The organism is Aquaticitalea lipolytica (genome assembly GCF_014641635.1).
Lineage (GTDB): Bacteria > Bacteroidota > Bacteroidia > Flavobacteriales > Flavobacteriaceae > Aquaticitalea > Aquaticitalea lipolytica.
Map to the genome: position 1 here is coordinate 76753 of NZ_BMIC01000006.1, position 21414 is coordinate 98166.

A 21414-nucleotide genomic window follows, 5' to 3' on the forward strand; every position below is an offset into this window, starting at 1 on the left:
TTTTAACTATTTCACATTACCTATTGTTTTATTTGTTTTTATTTTTCACATTTGCCGCGAATAATTCAAACTAACTCAAATATGAAAACAAAGTTTAATGTGATTCTTACGCTATTATTAGCGTTTGTTGTGCAGGTATCTTTTGCACAAGAAAAGACAATTTCAGGGACTGTTACTGATGAATCAGGCTTAACTCTTCCTGGGGTTAACATTCAAGTTAAAGGTACTGCTACTGGTACTCAAACTGATTTTGATGGAAAATACTCCATTAAAGCGAACACAGGAGATGTTTTAATTTTTACTTATTTAGGGCTAAAAACCCAAGATATTAAAGTTGCTACATCAAATACAATTAACGTAACAATGGCTGAAGATGCATCTGTATTAGATGAAGTTGTTGTTGTTGGTTATGGTGTGCAAAAAAAGAAAGAAGTAACTGGGTCTATTGCTAGTATTTCTGGTGGTGATTTAGCTGGCTTAGTAACACCAAGTTTTGAAAGTCAAATAGCTGGTAGAGCTGCTGGTGTTCAAGTTACTACAAACAACGGTATCATTGGTGAAGCACCAAGAATTAGAATTAGAGGTATTGCCTCAATAGGATCAGGAACTTCTCCATTGATTGTAGTTGATGGTATGCCTATTTATTCTGGTGATGTTGGAGGTTATGCTTCAACAAATGCTCTAGGGGACATAAACCCAAATGATATTGAATCTTATGACATTTTAAAAGATGGTGCTGCAACTGCTATTTATGGTTCTAGGGCAGCAAATGGTGTAATCTTAATTACAACTAAAAAAGGAAAAAAAGGAACAATGAAAGTTAGCTACAATAACACTACTGGATTTGCTTCTGCAATTAAGACTTTTGATTTATTAAAAACTTCTGACTTTTTAGTTATTGCTAATGAAAAAAGAACTAATAGAGGTCAAGCAGAATGGGCTATTGGAAGTGAATTTGATACCGATTGGCAAAAAGCCGTACTAAACTCAAGCGCTTTACAAATAGATCATAGCTTATCATTAAATGGAGGAACTGAAAGCACAAAATATTTCCTATCTATGGGATATACAGACCAAGAAGGTGTTGCAGTTGCTAATGATATGAAGCGTTACACAATTAGAGCAAATGTTGAACATGAAGTAAACAAATGGTTGTCTTTAGGTGGTAATATAGCCTTAACTAGAACAGAATATAATGGCTTAAACACTGGTAGAAATTCATTATCAGGAAACATTTTTAATGCAATAAGACAATTACCAAATACTCCTATTTACAACCCTAATCACCCTACAGGTTACAACATTTCTGCAGATAACACTGTTGTTGGGCAATGGGATAATACAGATGCAGTTGGAGATAATATTTCAAACATTGCTTATGTGTTGGCAAATAATAAATTTCAATCTAAAATTAACAGAACAATAATTAACACGTTTGCTTCAGTTAAATTTAATAAGGATTTAACTTATAGATTTCAAGCTAGTGTTGACAACCCGTTAACATCAGGTTTCTTATACTATAGTCCAGTTCATGGTGATGGTAGAGGCTCTAATGGTAGGTTACAAAATGATAATACAGATCTATTAAGATGGAACATTCAAAATATTCTTACTTATGATAAATCATTTAACAATGCACACAATGTAAATGCAACAGGAGTAGTTGAATATCAAAAAGAAAGAAATCAATCGTTTTTTGGTACAGGTACAGATTTATTAGATGAGTTTTATAATAATAATCTAGTGACTGGAGCTTATGCAACGCAAACTTCTGGAGGAAGCGTTACAGAAAATGGTATAATATCTTATGTTGGGCGTTTAAGCTACAACTACAAACAAAGATATTATTTACAAGGATCTGTAAGACGTGATGGTATTTCTAAATTAAGCGAAGCAAACAGATGGAACAACTTTACTGGTTATTCTGCTGGATGGAATATTGCTAATGAAGAGTTTTTTAGTTCGCTAAACTCTACAATTAACGAATTTAAATTGAGAGGTTCTTATTCTGAAGTAGGTAATACAGAAATTGGAAGCTACCCATATTTAGGACTAACATCTGCTTCTCCTTACGGTACATTAAATGGTATTGCTTTCACTCAATTTGGTAACGACCAATTACTTTGGGAAACAAGTAAGAAGACAGATTACGGAGTTGATTTATCATTATTAAATAATAAAATCAGACTATCTTTTGACTACTACAATAATGATATCGATGGGTTAATTTTAGACGTACCTGTAGCTCCGTCTTTAGGAGTTCCTTCTAATAGAATTAAAAAGAACATTGGCTCTATGTATAACAAAGGCTATGAGTTCTCATTAAATTATAATGCAATTGAAAAAGACAACTTTAGCTGGAATATTACTGCTAATTTAACTCTAGACAAGAATGAAGTAACAAACATTCCTGATGGGCAAGATATACTAGGTGGTACATTTTCTGATGTTAACATCAATCAAAATTTAATAATTAGAGAAGGTGAATCTATCAACTCTATATATGGTTATAAATATTGGGGAGTAAATCCTGCTAATGGAAATCCAGTATACTTTAAGGCTGATGGCTCTTTAGTACAAGGAAATTTAGATACAACATCATATTTTGTATTTGACCCTAACAACCCAACAGACTTATCTACTGCATCATCATTAAGTGCAGCTGATGACAAAGTTATTCTTGGAAACACTTTACCAAAATACTACGGATCAGTAATTAACTCACTAAAATTCAATGATTTTGACTTTACTTTCATGTTCCGTTTTAGTGGTGGTAATAAAATATTTAACTCTACTCGCAGAGATTTAGTAACTCAAAATTTAAATAACAATAGTACAGAGATTTTAGGTAGATGGCAAAGTGTTGACAATCCAGGTGATGGTATAACCCCAAGACTTTATGCAAGTAGTAATACATTTACCAATCTAACTGGTCATGCTACAAGTCGATTTTTAGAAGATGGAGACTTTATAAGCCTAGATAATATTACACTTGGTTATAAATTACCAAAATCTTTATCTGAAAAATTAAGAGTTGATATGGTTAGACTTTATGTACAAGCACAAAACATTTTAACTATAACTGATTACCAAGGTTTAAATCCTGAAATGGAATCTGGAGGTGTAGATTTAAATGGAACGCCAAGAGCAAAAGTCTTATCATTCGGATTAAATGTTAACTTATAATTTTTATAAAATGAAAAATATATTCAAATTTTTAATTATTTCTGTTATTGGAACCGGAATGGTCTCATGTTCAGAAGAAAGTATTTTAGATCTAAGTCCTGTTAACAATATTTCATTAGATGATGCGTTTTCATCTCCTTCATTAATTGAAAGCTCTGTTAACGGAATGTATAACGCAGCTGCTATTGGTCAATATAACTCAACTGCTCCAAATGGAGGTAGAGGATATGTTTGGGGCGCTGCATTTGTACAACAAGGTGATTGTAGAGGTGAAGACGTAGTTAATACAGCTACCTTTTACCAATTAACTTATACAGCAACATATGATGCTACAACAGCAAACAATGTTTACTATTGGATTGATGGTTACAGACTTATAAACAGATGTAATTTAGTCATAGAAGGAGTATCTAAAGCAGTAACAGCTGGCATTATAACTCCTGCTGTTGGAGACAACTATATTGGGCAAGCAAAATTTTTACGCGCAATCACTCATTTTGAGCTACTTAGTTATTTTGCAAGACCATATAATTTTTCAGCTGGCGCTGGTCATCCAGGTATCCCTTATAGAACAGTTGGAGTTGATACTCAAGGTGAAATTGATTCTGAAATTTTAGTTGGTCGTAATACTGTAGCTGAATGCTATCAAAAGGTATTAACTGATTTAAATGATGCTGAAACACAAATCACAAATACAACTTTAACTAAAGCTTCAAAAAATGCTGCTATAGCATTTAAAACAAGAGTTTATTTACACATGAGAGATTGGGATAATGTTATTTTTGAAGGTAACAAATTAAATGGCTTATACACTCTTACAGCATCACCAAACGGACCATTTATTGATAGCTACAGCAATACAGAATCAATCTTTTCTATATTACAAGCAGCTACACAAAACCCTGGAGTTAATGCAGCTTTAGCTTCTCAATATAATAGAAGAAGATTGGTTTGTATTAGTCCAATAATTTGGAGAGATCCAAGCTGGTTAACAGACGACAAGCGTAGAGAAGACAACTCAACCTCAACTAATGTTGGTACAGGAATGGTATTTACTGTAAGCGGAAGAAAATATACTCTAAAGTATAAAGATGGCGTAAATTACACTGACGCTTCTCCTATAATTAGATATGCAGAAGTATTATTAAACATGGCTGAAGCTTATGCTAGACAAACTACACCAGATTTACCAAATGCTTTAGCAAAACTAAATCAAGTAAGAAACCGTTCATTAGCAAACCCAACAACTCAAGCATATACTGCAGCATCTTTTATCACACCATCTACAATGGTTGGTGCTATCTTAAAAGAACGCAGAATTGAGTTTTTAATGGAAGGTAGAAGATGGTCAGACATCCATAGATTGCAAGGTGATAATTTACATCCTATAGATGGAATCCCACAAAAAGTTGCAAATGGAAACCCAGCTGCATCAACATTTACATTAGGAACTCCTTACCCAGGTCCTTATGGAGTAGCAGCTGTTCCTTCATCTGACTTTAAATTCTTATGGCCAATACCTCAGGTTGAACTAAATGCTAATCCAACTTTAGCTACACAACAAAACCCTGGTTGGTAAAAAAACATATTAGCCATTTAATAGTAAAACAGCGTACAGATTGTACGCTGTTTTTTTATTCATACCTATCTGAAAACCAAACTTTAAATTACTAATAACAGACACCAATTTAATCAAACACAAAAATTCTAACAGTTCATTATTAAATGGTTTTGGATTTAAAAATTGAAATTTTAAGTAAATATTATTGTTTTATTAACTTTTTATTATGACTTTTGAAGCAGGCTAATTCAAATTAATTTAAATATGAAAACAAAGTTTAGTGGAATTTTAACGCTATTACTAGCGTTAGTTGTGCAATTTACATTTGCACAAGACAAAACAATTTCTGGAACGGTATCAGATGTATCTGGTCTTCCTCTCCCAGGAGTTAACATTTTAGTAAAAGGTACTACAAATGGAACCCAAACTGATTTTGATGGAAAATATTCTATCAATGCAAAGTCTGGTGATGTTTTATCTTTTTCTTATTTAGGGCTTAAAACCCAAGAAGTTACCGTAGGTTCTTCTAATTCTATCAATGTAACAATGCAAGAAGATGCATCGGTACTTGATGAAGTGGTAGTAACTGCCTTAGGTATTAAAAGAGAAAAGAAAGCATTAGGTTATGCAACACAAGAAGTAAAAGGTGATGCTGTATCTAATGTAAAAAGTTCTAATTTTGTGAATTCATTATCTGGTAAAGTAGCTGGTCTTGATATTAAATCAACAGGTACTTTGGGTGGTTCAACAAACGTTGTAATCAGAGGTAACAGTTCTGTTTTAGGAGATAACCAAGCGTTATTTGTTATTGATGGAATTCCAGTTAATAATGGAAACTCAAACTCAAGCAATCAAAGATCTGGTAGAGGTGGTTACGATTATGGTAATGCTGCATCAGATATCAACCCTGACGATATTGAATCTATAAACGTGTTAAAAGGTGCTGCGGCAACTGCACTTTATGGTTCTCGTGCATCTAATGGTGTTGTAATGATTACAACTAAAAAAGGATCTGCAAAAAAAGGTATTGGTGTAACTGTTACATCTAGTTTAACACTAGGAAACGCAGATAAAGAAACCCTTCCTGTTTACCAAAAAAAATATGGTGCTGGTTATGGCCCTTATTATGATGATGCAACAGGTTACTTCGGTTTAGCTGATGTAAATGGTGACGGAATTGATGACTTAACAACTCCTTTTACTGAAGATGCTTCTTATGGAGCTGAATTTGACCCAACATTATTAGTTTACCAATGGAATTCAATTTATCCACAATTACCAGGATACCAAATTGCAACTCCATGGGTAGCAGGTGCAAATGATCCAAACTCAGTATGGAAAACTGCTACAACAGCTGTAAATTCAGTTGCTTTAGATGGTGGTACTGATAAAAGTACTTTCAGATTAGCAGTAACTAACTTATTACAAGAAGGTGGTTTACCAAATAGTAGTATTAAAAGAAATACAATTAATTTCTCTGGTTCTCATGACTTAACTGAAAAATTAACTGCTTCAACAACTTTTACTTTTACTAAAACAGATGGTAAAGGTCGTTACGGAACAGGTTATGATTCAAATAACGTTATGCAGCAATTCAGACAATGGTTTCAAATGAACGTTGACCTTGAAGAGCAAAAGCAAGCGTATTTCTTAACTCGTGAAAACATTACTTGGAACACTAACTCGGCATTCGATTTATCACCAATTTATTCAGATAACCCTTATTGGACATTCTACGAAAATTACGAAACTGACACACGTAGCAGATACTTTGGTAATTTTGCTTTAGACTATGAAGTAAATGATTGGTTAAGCGTAATGGGTAGATTTACTTTTGACACATATTCAGAACTACAAGAAGAAAGAACTAATGTTGGAAGTGCAAATGTATCTCAATACTCAAGATATAATAATAATGTAGCTGAGTACAACTATGATGTTATTTTAAGTTTCAATAAAAACTTAACTGACAAATTAAATTTAGATGGTAACCTAGGTGGTAGTTTAAGAAGAAACACTTGGAGTAGTATTTTTGCTGCAACAAATGGTGGATTAAACTTAGCTGGATTATACTCTTTATCTAATAGTGTGAGTCCAATTAATGCTCCAACTGAGTTTGACGCTGTTAAAATGGTTGATGGTATTTATGGTCGTGCAAGTTTAGGATATGATAACTTCGCTTATTTAGAAGGTACTTATAGAGTTGACCGTTCATCTTCTTTACCAAAATCAGAAAACACTTATGACTACTATTCTATTACAGGAAGTTTAATTTTCTCAAAATTTATTGATGCTAAATGGTTAACATTTGGTAAAGTAAGAGGAAACTATGCAACCGTAGGTTCTGATACTGCTCCGTATAGAGTATTTAATACTTTTGGTATTGGTACTCCATTTAGTGGAACAGGTATTGCTTCTAACCCAGGAGCTCAAAATAATGAGAACTTAAAACCAGAAACTCAAAAAAACTGGGAGGTTGGTTTAGAAATGTCATTTGTTGATCGTCGTTTTGGTTTTGACGTATCTTACTATAACACAAGAAACGAAGATCAAATTACAAGTATTCCATTATCAACTTCAACAGGTTATACTTCTGCTTTCTTAAATGCAGGTACTATTGAAAACAAAGGATGGGAAGTACAATTAAACCTTACTCCAGTAAAAACTACAGATTTCCAATGGGATGTAACTGTAAACTGGGCTAAAAATGAAAGTTTAGTTGTTGAATTATTAAACGGAATTGACAACCTTCAATTAGCATCTTTCCAAGGTGGTATTTCAATTAATGCTACGCCTGGTCAACCTTATGGTACTATTAGAGGTACAGATTTAGTACGTCATGCAAATGGTCAACCAATTGTTAATCAAACTGGTTCAGCATCAAGAATTGGTCAATACCAAATTACTGGTAACAATAATAATGTTATTGGAGATATCAATGCTGATTGGAAAGGTGGAGTTTACAATACTTTAACTTATAAAAACTTTAGTTTAGGTTTCTTAATTGATATGCAAAAAGGTGGAGATGTATTCTCTTTAGATACTTGGTATGGTTATGCAACAGGTTTATATGACTTTACTGCAGGCACTAACGAATTAGGAAATCCTGTAAGAAATGTAGTAACTGGTACTCCAGGAAACTATGGTGCTGATACAGGAGGTATTATTTTACCAGGTGTTGCACCTGATGGTACTCCAAATGCTGTAAGAGCTAATGCTAATATATATGCTAACCCTTGGGGTTACGCTAGAGCTGCAAACAGTCAACACGTTTATGATGCAGGTTTTGTTAAATTACGTGAAGCTAGCTTAACTTATAAATTCGATTCTAAGTTATTAGATAAACTTCCTTTCACTTCTGCATCTGTTTCTTTAATTGGTAGAAACTTATGGATTATTGACAAAAGTGTACCTTATGCTGATCCAGAAGCTGGTTTAAGTTCAGGTAACGTTCAAGGATACCATTCTGGATCTTATCCTTCTATGAGAGAAGTTGGAGCAAGTATTAAATTACAGTTTTAAAAAAAATAAATTATGAAAAAAATAATATTAACAGTATTCTCTTTAGTTCTATTAGCATCTTGTCAATCTGATGCTCAATATGAAGATTTAAATAGAGACCCAAAGAATCCAACTCAAGTATCAGCTGATTTCTTATATAATGCTGCTGTAAAGAGTTTGTTCGATCAAATGGCAAGCACGAATGTGAATAGAAATATTTACAAAATGCTAGGTCAACACTGGACAGAAACTACTTATGTAGATGAGGCAAATTATGACTTCACTACAAGAAGTATTCCTGATAACCATTGGTCTGAATTATACAGAGATGTATTATTAGACCTTAAAACAGCTAAAGCAAATGTTATGGCTGATGGCGAGTTAACTGCTGCTGAAAAAGCTGCTAGAGCTGCTCAAATTGAAGTAATAGCAGTTTATACATGGCAACAATTAGTTGACTCATTTGGTAATATCCCATACACTCAAGCATTGAACCCAGCTGAACATGTTTTACCTGAGTTTGATGACGCAGCTACTATTTATGCAGACTTAATCTCAAGATTAACTGCTGCAAGAGCTGACTTAACAAATGAAGGCTTTGGAAGTGCAGATAAAATCTATGGTGGTGATGTTGCAAAATGGAATAAATTTGCTAACTCATTATTATTAAGATTAGGTAATCGTATTTCTGATGTACCTAGTATGCAAGCGTTAGCGCAATCTACTGTTCAAGCAGCAGTTGCTGGTGGTGTATTTACGTCAAATGCTGATAATGCATTATTAGCTTACGAAGGTTCTACTCCTAATACTAATCCATTATGGGTTGATTTAGTACAATCTGGTCGTTCAGATTTCGTTGCTGCTAACACTTTAGTAGATTTCATGAACAATCTTGATGATCCAAGAAGACCTTACTATTTTGATGAAAATTTAGGTGCAGGTGTTTTTGTAGGTGGACCTTATGGAGAAAATAACAGTTTCCCTAACTACACTCATATTGGAGTGGTTTTACATGAGCCAACTTTCCCAGGTGTTCTTATGGACTATGCTGAAGTTTCATTTTATTTAGCTGATGCAGCTGAGCGTTCTTTTTCTGGAACTCCAGCAGCAGCAGCAGGTTTTTATAATGCAGCTATTACAGCATCATTTGATTATTGGGGAGCTCCAATTGGAACTTACTTAACTGATCTTGATGTAGCATATGCTACTGCTCCTGGTACTTGGAGACAAAAAATTGGTAACCAAATGTGGTTAGCAATGTACAACAGAGGTTTTGAAGCTTGGACAGCATGGAGAATGTACGACACTCCAGCATTCAACTTACCTGCTGTTTCTGGTCTTCCAGTTCCAACTAGATATACATACCCAATAGACGAGCAAAACTTAAATGAAGCTAACTGGTCTGCTGCTTCAACAGCAATTGGTGGTGATAATCAAACAACTAAATTATTCTGGGACGTTAACTAAAACAACCATTTAATTTAAATACAAAAACCTCATAAGTAATTACTTATGGGGTTTTTTTGTAAGTATTAATTAAAAAAAACGACATTAAAATCAACTATAAATCAACCAAAATGAAAACCGTCTATCTAGTTTTATGTTTAATTCTTTTTAATTGTGCAAAAGACAGTAATAATTTAAATACTAATCAAGACTCCGCGACATCAGTATGGTGTGTAGCAGAAAGTGATATTGGAGGTGGAATCTCATTTTTTCCATATATAGATAATCCTACTTTTAATTCAGTACCAAGCATAGAAGCCTTAAACTATTTGAACGACAACTCTAAGCTGGCATTATTAAAAATAAATAATCAGGTTTATGTATTCCCATACGACTATACAAATTATTACGAGGTAATAAATCTAAACTTTGAAAATGATTTTTTAGCTCTAACATATTGTCCATTAACACAAAGTGCAATTTGTTTTGACAGAAGTATAAGCAATAATACAATAGTTAACTTAAAAGCTTCTGGTTACTTATATAAAAATAACCTAGTGCCAATGGATATTGAAACGAATAGTTATTGGTCTCAAATGTCAACTAACATTGTAAGAGGTGATGATAAAGATATAGAACTTAAAACCTATAACATAGTTGAAACTGCTTGGAGTATTGTAAAAAATCATTTTCCAAATGCATTAGTTTTTAACCATGAAAACATAAACAATTGTGGTAATTGTAACAATTCAAATACTCCTTTAAACTTTAATAATAAGTATGGAATAATAAATGAACATGTTTTAAACGACACAGTACATTTATTTGATTTTAACACTTTTTTAAATTTTGTTAACACGGAATATGCAACAATAAATAATAAAAATACTATCATTGTAGGCAGCAAAAACAAAGTCTTTATAAATTCATTTTATATTCCAACTGGTTTTAGTTTTACAGCTCTGGATGAATCTGAATTCCCTTTAATCTTAAGTGATAATTATGGTAATAAATGGGATTTATTTGGATTTGCTATTGAAGGCCCAAATACAGGCCAGAAGCTAAACAGTCCAAAATCATACTTTGCAGCTCAATGGGCTTGGGATGATTTTTTTGAGAATCAAAACAATTATAATTAATACACATTTAATGAAACAAAAATTACTTTTCTATTTCGTTACATTTCTTTTTACAACAGTTTCATCACTTTCACAAAACACTATTGGCGTATTAAAAAATAATACAAATTCATTTAATGGTTATACTCTTTTTACATCGCAAACTGAAACATATCTAGTAAACAACTGTGGAGAAGTTGTTAACCAATGGTCTAGCTCTTTTCCACCAGGAAATGCAGTATATCTACTTGAAGATGGCTCTTTACTTAGAGCATGTAAAATTGAGAACACAAACATTGCATTTGGAGGTACAGGTGGAAGAATAGAAAAATATGACTGGGATGGAAACTTATTATGGGAATATAATTATTCCAACTCAACAATGGTACAACATCATGACATTTACCCATTACCAAATGGTAATATTTTAGTTTTAGCAGCGACTATTATGACTAATGCTGAAGCAGTTCAAGCTGGAAGAAATCCTGCAAATTTAGTGGATGGTAATTTATTTAATGAGCAAATAGTTGAAATACAACCAGTAGGTAATAATAGTGCAAATATCGTTTGGGAATGGAATATAAAAGACCATTTAATACAAGATTTTGATGGATCAAAAGACAATTTCGGTTCGGTGGAGAGTAACCCTCAACTTTTAGATATTAATTTTCTAGGTTCATTGAGTGGAATTAATAATTGGCTACACGTTAATTCTATTCAGTATAATGCAGATTTAGATCAAATTGTTTTAAGTTCTAGACATATGAACGAAATATATATTATTGATCACTCTACTTCGACTGCGGAAGCAGCAACATCATCTGGAGGAATATATAATAAAGGTGGTGATTTTTTATATCGTTGGGGAAATCCGCAAGCTTATAGACAAGGTGATCAAAATGATCAAAAGCTTTTTGGTCAACATTATCCTCATTGGATACCTAATGGATTAGCAGATGCAGGAAAATTAATACTCTTTAATAATGGGTTTAGTAGAACACCAAGTTTTTCTGAAGTATTTATATTAGATCCACCTACTGATTCACCAGGTTTTTATATGTATACTCAAAACACTGCATATGGTCCAAATAGCCCAGATTATACTTATACAAACCCAGTTGATCCAATCAATTTTTTCTCAAGAATATTGTCTAGTGCTCAACGATTACCTAATGGTAATACTTTGATTTGTGATGGCGATTCTGGTTATTTTTTTGAAATTGATGCGTCTGAAAATATTGTTTGGGAATATATAAATCCTTCAAGTGCTGAAGGAATATTAACGCAAGGAGATAATCCTGAAAATTTTGCAAATACTGTTTTTAGAGCTATTAAATATGCTCCAGATTATGCAGCTTTTAACGGAAGAGATTTAACTCCAGGTAACCCTATAGAACAAAATCCAGATTTAAGTAATTGTGATATTTTAAGTATAGATGATCACACGTTTTCGAATCTAAAAGTGTACCCAAACCCTACATCAACTTCAGTGGAAATTTCATCAAATTCAATTATTGATAAAATTGAAGTTTATAATATGCTAGGTGCGAAAATAAATTCTATCCAAAATTCAAATAAAATTTATTTGAATGATTATAAATCTGGTATTTATATTATTAAAATATATTCTGGAAATTTAAGTACAGTTAGAAAAATAATTAAGCAATAAAAATAAAACCATACATTTTGCAACCATCTTATTTTATAGGATGGTTTTTTTATACCTTTGACACATGGAAAAAGAAACTACAATTTTTGGAATAAGAGCTGTTATTGAAGCTGTAAAATCTGGTGAAAACATTGACAAAATTTTTTTACAAAAAGGTCTAAAAGGCGAGCTTTTTACAGAACTTGAACAACTATTACATAAAGAGAGATTAAACTCTTCATACGTTCCTGTGGAAAAACTGAATAGACTTACCAAAATGAATCACCAAGGTGTTGTGGCTCAAATTGCACCTATAACTTTTTATTCTTTAGAAGAACTAGTAGCATCTGTAATTGACTCTGGAAAAACACCTTTGTTTTTATTATTAGACCAATTGAGTGATGTACGTAACTTTGGTGCAATAATAAGAACTGCTGAGTGTACTGGAGTGTCTGGTATTATTATTCAGAAAAAAGGTGGCGCTCCTGTAAATGGAGATACAGTTAAAACTAGTGCTGGTGCTATTTTTAAAATTCCAATTTGTAAAGTTGATCATATAAAAGATGCTGTTTTTTATATGCAAGCTTCAGGTATTAAAGTTGTTGCTGCAACCGAAAAATCTGATAAAAATTTATATGATGTTTCGTTTACAGAGCCATGTGCAATTATTATGGGTTCTGAAGGCAAGGGTATAAACCCTTCTATTTTAAAAGTGGTTGATGAAAAAGCAAAGCTACCAATACTAGGTGATATTGAATCTTTAAATGTTTCTGTAGCTTGTGGTGCTTTTTTGTATGAAGTGGTCAGACAACGTCTCTAATCATCTTCTTTTTTGTAATGATATGTTATTTCAGGTAATTCTTCAGACTCTGGGTTAGTTTCAGCTTCTAAGTGTTCAATAAAATTACCATCTTTATCAAAATGTTTTAAAAAAGGATCGTTCTCTTCATTATAATTTGGTTCTTGCCAATAATACTTTTCAGGTTTTGCAATAGTTTTTCTAAAAATCAAAGAGAAAATAATTCCTGTTATTAAACCTCCTAAATGGCCTTCCCAAGACATTCCTTCTTTTACTGGAAAAACATACCATATCATACTTCCGTATAAAAAAACCATTAATAAAGACAATGCTACCAAACGATAATGCTTAGCAAAAACTCCTTTAAAAAAAATAAAACTTACTAATACATAAATCAATCCGCTAGCTCCAATATGATTTGCTGGCCTACCAATATACCAGGTTATTAATCCAGAAAGTAAAATTCCGTAAAACAGAACTTTCCAAGCTATATCTCGATAGAAATAAAACAAAGCCATTGTTAACACAAACAACGGAATAGTATTATGATAAATATGCTCTATATCTCCATGAATAAAAGGGCTAAAAATTACACCTCTTAATCCTTCAAATGTTTGAGGATAAATACCAAAACTTTTTATTTCTGGTAAAAAGCGAACTTGTAACCAGAATACAACCCAAATAAGCATCACAAAAAAAACTGGATATGCAATTACTCCTGTTGAATATCTAAACTGTTGTTGATTGTTCATAGCTAAATTTAAAATATTCTATTCAAATAGTTAACCAAATATGTGTTTTATGAAATATTGTCACATCATATTTTGTAATTTTACATTATGAATGCACCTTTAGCAGAACGTTTACGACCAAAACAATTAATAGATTACTTAAGCCAAGATCATTTGGTTGGTGATAAAGGCGTATTAACTCAGCATATTAAACAAGATGTAATTCCATCAATGATATTTTGGGGACCTCCAGGTACTGGAAAAACAACTCTTGCAAATATTATAGCAAACGAATCTAACAGGCCATTTTATGCATTGAGTGCTATTAATTCTGGTGTAAAAGATATTCGAGATGTTATAGAAAAGGCAAAACAAGGTGGTGGTTTGTTTACAACAAAAAACCCCATTTTGTTTATTGATGAGATTCATCGTTTTAGTAAATCGCAACAAGATTCATTGTTAGAAGCAGTTGAAAAAGGTTGGGTTACTTTAATTGGAGCTACTACTGAGAATCCGAGTTTTGAAGTTATTTCGGCACTACTCTCTCGTTGTCAGGTTTATGTACTAAATTCTTTTGAAAAGAAAGACTTAGAAGCTCTTTTAAACAGAGCTGTAAATGATGACGAAATTATCTCTAAACGAAAGGTTAACCTTAAAGAAACTGATGCTTTAATAAAATTGTCAGGTGGTGATGCTCGAAAATTGCTTAATATTTTTGAATTAATTATCACTTCTTATAATGATGATGAAAAGATAATTATAACAAATGAAGCTGTTTTACAAAAAGTACAAAGTAATACTGTGCGTTATGACAAAACTGGTGAACAACATTACGATATTATTTCGGCATTTATAAAGTCGATTAGAGGTAGTGATCCAAATGCAGCTGTATATTATTTAGCTAGAATGATTGAAGGTGGTGAAGATGTAAAATTTATTGCTAGACGCTTACTTATTCTTGCTAGCGAAGATATTGGCAATGCTAACCCAACAGCATTAGTAATTGCAAACAATACGTTTCAAGCAGTATCTGTAATTGGTAACCCAGAATCGCGAATAATACTAAGTCAGTGTGCAACTTATTTAGCAACTTCGCCAAAAAGCAATGCTGCTTACGAAGCCATTGCAAAAGCACTTCAATTGGTTAAAGATACTGGAGATTTATCTGTACCATTATCAATTAGGAATGCACCAACAAAATTAATGAAAGAACTCGGTTATGGAGATAATTACCAATATGCTCATAATTATGAAAATAATTTTGCCGCACACGAGTTTATGCCTGATGAAATAAAAAACACTACACTTTATAATCCAGGTAACAATCAGCGTGAACAAGCACAACGAGAGTTTTTAAAAATGCGTTGGAAAGAAAAATATGGTTATTAAAACTTAATATCTAATCGCTCAACAGATACTTTTACACCATCGTTTTTAGAGATATACCAAAACCCATCTTCTTCATAAACTATTGCATTTTCTCCTTTCACAATAAAAGTATTTTCTTTTGAAGTTTGTAATAAAATCATAACCACTTTTGGTGTGCTATCTACTACTTGAAAACCATTATTAATTGCTTGAGCGTACAAACTTAGGTTATCTTCTTTTACTTTAACTTCTTGTATGATTGGTTCAACTTTTTTTGACTTTTCCTCAGAAATAACTACTTCAACAATATTCTTTTCTTCTTTTAATAATTTAAGCTCTTCCTGTAAACGTTCAATTTCAGCCTCATTATTTGTATTAACAACTGAAGTCGATTCTTTAGCTAAATTTTTGTCGCTTGGTTTGTACTTATAATTAAAACTTTGATATGTTTCAAATGCATCTCTTAAAGCCAAATTGTATGCTTTTGAGTACTCTTTCTCTCTAGTTTCACCTTCTTTTGATAAACTAACTAGAACACCATCACAGTTTTTAAGTTCTATTTGTAATTTAGTTTTTAAAAATGCAGATAATTTTTTTACATCAACATATAAAGCTAAACATCTATTATTACGCAAATCTTGTGGAAGTTCCTCACTTTGTAAAAAGGCAGTATAACCGTACTTATCGAATAAAAATTTAGTTAAAGAGTTTAATTGATATTGGTCTGGACTACTTACAAAACTGTACTGATTAGGTATTATTACATATTTATAATCATTAATGTTTTCTTGTGAAAACGCATTAAATGATAAAATAAATAGAAACGAAATTATAAAAAACACTTTAGTCATTACTGTCGAAAATTAAGTTTATTCCTAGTTGTAAAGATACACTTTGTGCTTTAGAAATATTTTGCATTTGTAATAAATTATCAACCATTCCATATAAGTTTATTTTACCCAAATGTGCAGACATTCCTAAGCCTACATTAGTAAACGAATAATCATCAACAGTGTATGTTAATTTTAAGCGTAGAGCATCATATAATCGTCTGTAATAAAATACTGTTGCTGCAAATTGTGGGCGTTTTGGCCTAAACATTGAAAATAACTGAACTCCTACTGCATTCTGATATTCGTCATTAGATGTATTTAAACAGTTACAATCATTACCACCTTTTTCTCCAAATGAATACTTATAAGATGCATTAAATTTTGTTGACCGCCAAGTAACATAACTATTTTGTAGAGTATCTATATTTATATTCCCATCCAATTCTTCTTCAAAATTTTGCCAATATGGCGTAGTGCCTTCATTATTAATTATAGGTGGAAAAACAAGCTCAATACCTTCAAATGTATAGCTTCCATTTAAATGATAGTTTTCAACTTCTTTAGAATGAAAAATAGCACCAAAATCTAACATACTTGCTGTTATTGTTGTCTGTTCGTTAGCTTGAATAGTAAAACCTAAATCAACTCCAAAACCAAAGTTTCCACTAAAAAAAAATCGCGGAATTATCTTTTTTATGTCTTTACTAGCATCAGAATTTTCATCATCTAAAAGTGATGATAAGCCAGATGTATGAAGCGTACCATCTAAATTCTGTAATACGTGTTCATAATAATTATTCTCTGTATTACTAACTCTTGTAGTAAATGTGCCTTTATTATTGACGCTATGAATATTAAAAACACTCGAATATAACTTCCCTCTAACTCCAAAAGTTAGCTTTTTGTTTACTTGTTTATTAATACCAAAGTGTAAAACAGAAATTAATTCGCCTTTAAAACTAACATCAGCCAAATTAAACGATTTGTTTATATAATTGGCATTACCTTCCCATGCTAATATTGCAACATCTTTGGGGAAATACGAAATAAAATCTAACTCCTCATACATTCCATAAGTAAAATAGGTGGTTTCATTTTTTCGCCAACCTCCATTAATAATTTCTAACTGTTGATTAACAGTCATAAAATCGTGGTTACTCATAGAAAAAATGGCATCTCTAATTTTATCATTAATATCTTGACCATCATCAGAAAATATATCGTGAACAGATACTCCAGAACTCCCAGCATTAAAATGAAACTGTGAAAATAATGGAATTCCAAAGTGTTTATCGAAACTCACTTTTGCTCCTGGGTTTTGAATTAGAACTTGTGGTAAATCAGTAAAATCATATAAAATTTGCTTGTTTTGCGAGTAAACAGAGCTTGCTATAAGTAAAAGAATATATGCTATTCTATACTTCATAGGCTATAGTTCGAAATAAAGCGTTGCCTTAGATTGCAAGTCTAATTGCCCTTGACTATTTGGACCAATTGGCGAAGTGCTTGGTGGAAGTGAAATTTTATAAACTAATTTTGTAGCTTCTTTAAAGGTTGTAATTTCTGGTTCATCAATAAGGACTGTAGTTTCTGATAATATTGGGTTAGTAACAACACCTGAATGCACTAAAATCTGAACATGATAACGTAGCTCATTGGTATCATTTAAAAATTCAAAATCAACTAAAAAATCTCTTTGAATACTGTTTGTAAACTTAAAACTAAGATTCGCTTTTGCTAATTGGTCCACAAAAAAATCAGAACTTATAACTTCTAAACGTGTTGTATCAGAAACCATTGCTGCTTCTAACTGTATTTGTTGGTCAATAAAATTTGGAGCTATAAGTGTTGAATAAATTAGATTAGATTCTAATGTTGGTGAAGGCATTATGTCTTCGGCTTGATCAAAATCTACATCGCTTACACACGAGGTTAATGACACTAAAACTAAAGCTATCAAGCTAATTTTTATGATGTTTTGTTTAATCATAATTGCATTTTAGGTTAAAACGCTTTCAATCTTTTAAAAGTATATTAAAGATACATTTTTAATTGAGATAATTCTTTTACTTGCTTTATGTGAGGCTCGACTTCATCATTTCGGTAATTAAAAAAAATTGCATCATAACCAACATTTAATGCTCCTAAAACATCTGCTTCAAGGCTATCACCAATCATAATACTCTCATTTGGTTTTGCTTTTGCAGCTTTTAATGCATAATCAAAAATTATTGGGTTTGGCTTTTTAACTCCTGCCAATTCTGCATTTGTAACGGTTTTAAAATAATGTGTTATTTGTGAAGACCTCATCTTTTTATATTGAGCTTCATCAAAACCATTTGTAATTATATGCAATTCGTATTTAGATTGTAAGTATTCTAAAATTTCAATTGTACCATCAAAAAGATGATTAAAAGTTGTGAGATGAACTATATATTCTTCTGAAAGTAAGTAAATAAGTTCATCGTCAATTTTAAAACTCAACTCATCAAATGAATCTTTTAGTCTTCCATAACGTAAATTTTCTTTCTCAATTTCCTCATTTCTATAAAGTCTCCAATAGTTTAAGTTTATAGGCTCATAAACATTCAAGAAACTCTTAATATCCACATTAACATTATGAAGTTTAAAGATTTTATCAAAAGTTAAAGCAGAATTTTTATCAAAATCCCAAAGTGTATGATCTAAATCAAAAAATATATGCTTAAGATTATTTATTTTCATGAGCTGAATCTAATATTAAAGTAAATAATTTTTTAAATCCTTTCCATCGGTCTTCATCACCAAAGGTATAGTTATGAAATATTGGTGTAAATGTTCCATTCACTTTTTTTACCTCATAAATGAGTTGTTCCAGTTCTTGCCTTTTATCTAAAAGCGAATGTTTTTTTAAAAATGCATAATCGATACAATGAAACGAATTAATTTGCAATGGTGTTTGCACTTCGTAATCTAAATCGTAAAATTGAAAAGGTGTACATGTACCAGCTCTAAACCCTGTGTGATTAATGTAGCCCATTGTAAAGTCTTGCTTTACTTCTAGTTCAACTAAATTTCTATACGATTCAGGAATATTTAATTTAGAAAATGAATGCCTAGATGCTTCTAATTCGTAATTAGTAATAGACTCTAATTTTAGCTTTTCTTTTTTAAGAATATTAATATCTTCTAACGCAAAAAAGGACGCCTTTAATCCTACTTTACAGTAATCTGAAACCGATTTAATAAGTGATATAAATCGTTTTTTATTCACATTAATATTCTTATCGAATGTAGAGTAATCACCAATTAAAAAGAAAACTATAAACTTTGTTTTTGTTTGCTTCTGCTTATTAATAATCCACTTAAATGTATCGTAAGGATCGCGACGAAATCCAAAAATGGTCAAATAACGCTGGAACAATCTTCTAATTTTTAGTTCTAAAAGATCATTAAAAGTTCCACCAATAGTTCGCATAACACCTTTTTGCTTAAAGTAATATGCCATTGGAACATCTATTACAGGTTGAATACTATACTGTTTTTGAGGAAAATTATAATCTGGAAATTGAGCTTGCAAAATAGCTTTAAACTTATAAGCCCAAATATCTATTACTGGCTGATGTAAAAATTTATTTTTAAGAGCCAAGCTTTCTGAAGCTAAAAAACGTCCATACTCATCTTTTACGTGTGGCAAATACTCTTCATATCTGCTTAGCAAATAAAATGACGCAGCAAAAATATCGTATGGTAGACTACTTTTTTCTGAAGTATTAAAAAAGCATTTAGTATCATCCCAGTCATGTACATTTATGTCTATATCAGACAATCCAATCTCAAAAAGCAACTCGTTACTTCTTACAAAAACCTCATTACTTAAAGGTTGTTTAGTGTAGGACATCTTCATACTATCGTGAGTAATAAAATCTTCGATAGTAGTAGTAAACTTAACAGGAATTCCTAAAATACGTGTGCATATATGCTTAAATGCATAAGTAAGTCTTGGTGTTATTTTATGTGTATAAACTAAAAGCACTAAATTAAGTTTTCGTCTGCAAAGCTAAAGTATGCTTTTTCTGTTATGATTAAATGGTCTAATACTTTAATATCTAAACTTTCGCCAGCAATTTTTAATTTTTGAGTAATTTGTTTATCTGCTTGACTAGGTTTTAATGTTCCTGAAGGATGATTATGAGCCAAAATTAAGCCTACAGCACCAACTTCAATTGCTGTTTTAAGAGCCAACCTTACATCTACCAAAGTACCAGTAATACCACCTTTACTTAATTGGTTTTTCTGTATTACTTTATTAGAGTTATTCATGTAGATAATCCAAAATTCTTCATGAGGCAGTTCTCCAATAATGGGTTGCATTAATTCAAAAACCGATGTGCTAGATGTTATTTTTTTCTGTTCTAAAGCTTCTTCTCCTCTTCTCCTTCTACCCAACTCTAACGCTGCAACAATTGTTACTGCTTTAGCTTCACCTATCCCTTTAAATTCCATTAGTTGTTTTATAGACAATTTACCTAATGCACTTAAGTTATTATCAACACTTGCTAGAATACGTTTACATAGCTCTACAGCGCTTTCCTCTCTACTACCAGAACCAATTAAAATAGCAACTAGTTCTGCATCACTTAGAGTTGCTTTTCCTTTGTAGAGTAATTTTTCACGAGGTTGATCGTCTTGAGACCAATTTTTTATAGAAAAAGAAGGTTGTTTTTCTGACATGCGTTAAAGATAAAAATTGTAAATTTCAGAACCAATTAATTAATAGTAATACTATGCAAACTTTATTTGATACTAAAACACATCAAGAGGTTTTACAACGCATAAAAACTCTTAATCCGAACCATCAACCACTTTGGGGAAAAATGGATGTTAACCAGATGCTAAACCACTGCCAACGTCCATTAGAGGTTGCTAATGGTAGACTTACATTTACTGAAAAACCAGGTTTTGTGAAGAAAATACTATTTAAATTATATAAAACTCACATGTATAATGATAAACTTTGGAAGCCTAATATTCCAACGGTTAAAGACTTTAGAGTTGAAGAAGCAAAACCTTTTGCAGAGGAACAACAAAAACTCATTGAAGCTATTAATGAGTTTAATAAAAAAGACCTCAACTTGCATTGGCCAAAACATCCTTTTTTTGGTGAATTTAACACTGAGCAATGGGGTAAAATGCAATACAAACATTTAGATCATCATTTAAGACAATTTGGCGTATAAAATT

At 31.7% G+C, this 21414-nt stretch carries 16 protein-coding genes; 9 read left to right on the forward strand and 7 right to left on the reverse strand.

Features of this window, described 5'->3' with window-relative positions; genetic code table 11:
* Window positions 1-81: 81 nt before the first annotated feature.
* The 7 genes from IEW41_RS12385 to rlmB all read left to right on the forward strand — a co-directional run bounded on the left by IEW41_RS12385 (window position 82) and on the right by rlmB (window position 13280).
* On the forward strand, window positions 82-3186 hold the full coding sequence (locus tag IEW41_RS12385) for a SusC/RagA family TonB-linked outer membrane protein (protein WP_188606686.1): 3105 nt from the start codon (window positions 82-84) through the stop codon (window positions 3184-3186).
* A gap of 10 nt (window positions 3187-3196) precedes the next feature.
* A complete protein-coding gene (locus tag IEW41_RS12390) occupies window positions 3197-4765 on the forward strand; it encodes a RagB/SusD family nutrient uptake outer membrane protein (RefSeq protein WP_188606687.1) in 1569 nt (522 codons plus the stop codon).
* A gap of 246 nt (window positions 4766-5011) precedes the next feature.
* Window positions 5012-8269: a SusC/RagA family TonB-linked outer membrane protein gene (locus IEW41_RS12395; RefSeq protein ID WP_188606688.1), complete on the forward strand. Its 3258-nt coding sequence runs from the start codon at window positions 5012-5014 to the stop codon at window positions 8267-8269.
* A gap of 12 nt (window positions 8270-8281) precedes the next feature.
* Window positions 8282-9715 carry a SusD/RagB family nutrient-binding outer membrane lipoprotein gene (locus IEW41_RS12400; protein WP_188606689.1) on the forward strand — a complete coding sequence of 478 codons (1434 nt, stop codon included), beginning with the start codon at window positions 8282-8284 and terminating at the stop codon, window positions 9713-9715.
* A gap of 110 nt (window positions 9716-9825) precedes the next feature.
* Entirely contained in the window at window positions 9826-10833 is a 1008-nt protein-coding gene (locus IEW41_RS12405) for a DUF3179 domain-containing (seleno)protein (RefSeq protein WP_188606690.1), read from the forward strand.
* A 10-nt stretch (window positions 10834-10843) separates the two neighbouring features.
* On the forward strand, window positions 10844-12481 hold the full coding sequence (locus IEW41_RS12410) for an aryl-sulfate sulfotransferase (protein ID WP_188606691.1): 1638 nt from the start codon (window positions 10844-10846) through the stop codon (window positions 12479-12481).
* 64 nt (window positions 12482-12545) lie between these two features.
* Window positions 12546-13280, forward strand: a complete 735-nt coding sequence (gene rlmB, locus IEW41_RS12415; RefSeq protein WP_188606692.1) for a 23S rRNA (guanosine(2251)-2'-O)-methyltransferase RlmB — start codon at window positions 12546-12548, stop codon at window positions 13278-13280.
* Here the strand turns inward: rlmB and IEW41_RS12420 are convergent.
* Window positions 13277-14011, reverse strand: coding sequence for a rhomboid family intramembrane serine protease (locus IEW41_RS12420; RefSeq protein ID WP_188606693.1), 735 nt, complete (start codon window positions 14009-14011; stop codon window positions 13277-13279). The genes rlmB and IEW41_RS12420 overlap by 4 nt on opposite strands.
* Before the next feature lie 87 nt (window positions 14012-14098).
* Between IEW41_RS12420 and IEW41_RS12425 the strand changes: the two genes are divergently transcribed.
* Window positions 14099-15379 carry a replication-associated recombination protein A gene (locus IEW41_RS12425; protein WP_188606694.1) on the forward strand — a complete coding sequence of 427 codons (1281 nt, stop codon included), beginning with the start codon at window positions 14099-14101 and terminating at the stop codon, window positions 15377-15379.
* On the opposite strand, the gene IEW41_RS12430 is transcribed toward IEW41_RS12425, so the two are convergent.
* From IEW41_RS12430 to radC, 6 genes are read right to left on the reverse strand one after another with little or no spacing between them, the layout of a single operon-like run.
* A complete protein-coding gene (locus IEW41_RS12430) occupies window positions 15376-16209 on the reverse strand; it encodes a hypothetical protein (protein WP_188606695.1) in 834 nt (277 codons plus the stop codon). The genes IEW41_RS12425 and IEW41_RS12430 overlap by 4 nt on opposite strands.
* On the reverse strand, window positions 16202-17617 hold the full coding sequence (locus IEW41_RS12435) for a DUF5723 family protein (RefSeq protein WP_188606696.1): 1416 nt from the start codon (window positions 17615-17617) through the stop codon (window positions 16202-16204). The genes IEW41_RS12430 and IEW41_RS12435 overlap by 8 nt, the downstream gene beginning before the upstream one ends.
* A 3-nt stretch (window positions 17618-17620) precedes the next feature.
* Window positions 17621-18181 (reverse strand): hypothetical protein, encoded by a 561-nt coding sequence (locus IEW41_RS12440; RefSeq protein WP_188606697.1) that lies wholly within the window; start codon window positions 18179-18181, stop codon window positions 17621-17623.
* A gap of 44 nt (window positions 18182-18225) precedes the next feature.
* A complete protein-coding gene (locus IEW41_RS12445) occupies window positions 18226-18915 on the reverse strand; it encodes a YjjG family noncanonical pyrimidine nucleotidase (protein ID WP_188606698.1) in 690 nt (229 codons plus the stop codon).
* Window positions 18902-20206, reverse strand: coding sequence for a polysaccharide deacetylase family protein (locus tag IEW41_RS12450; RefSeq protein ID WP_188606699.1), 1305 nt, complete (start codon window positions 20204-20206; stop codon window positions 18902-18904). The genes IEW41_RS12445 and IEW41_RS12450 overlap by 14 nt, the downstream gene beginning before the upstream one ends.
* Complete coding sequence (gene radC / locus IEW41_RS12455) at window positions 20206-20904, reverse strand: RadC family protein (protein WP_188606700.1); 699 nt, start codon at window positions 20902-20904, stop codon at window positions 20206-20208. Before radC ends, IEW41_RS12450 begins: the two co-directional genes overlap by 1 nt.
* 53 nt (window positions 20905-20957) lie before the next feature.
* Between radC and IEW41_RS12460 the strand changes: the two genes are divergently transcribed.
* Window positions 20958-21410 carry a DUF1569 domain-containing protein gene (locus tag IEW41_RS12460; RefSeq protein ID WP_188606701.1) on the forward strand — a complete coding sequence of 151 codons (453 nt, stop codon included), beginning with the start codon at window positions 20958-20960 and terminating at the stop codon, window positions 21408-21410.
* The last annotated feature ends 4 nt before the right edge of the window (window positions 21411-21414 follow it).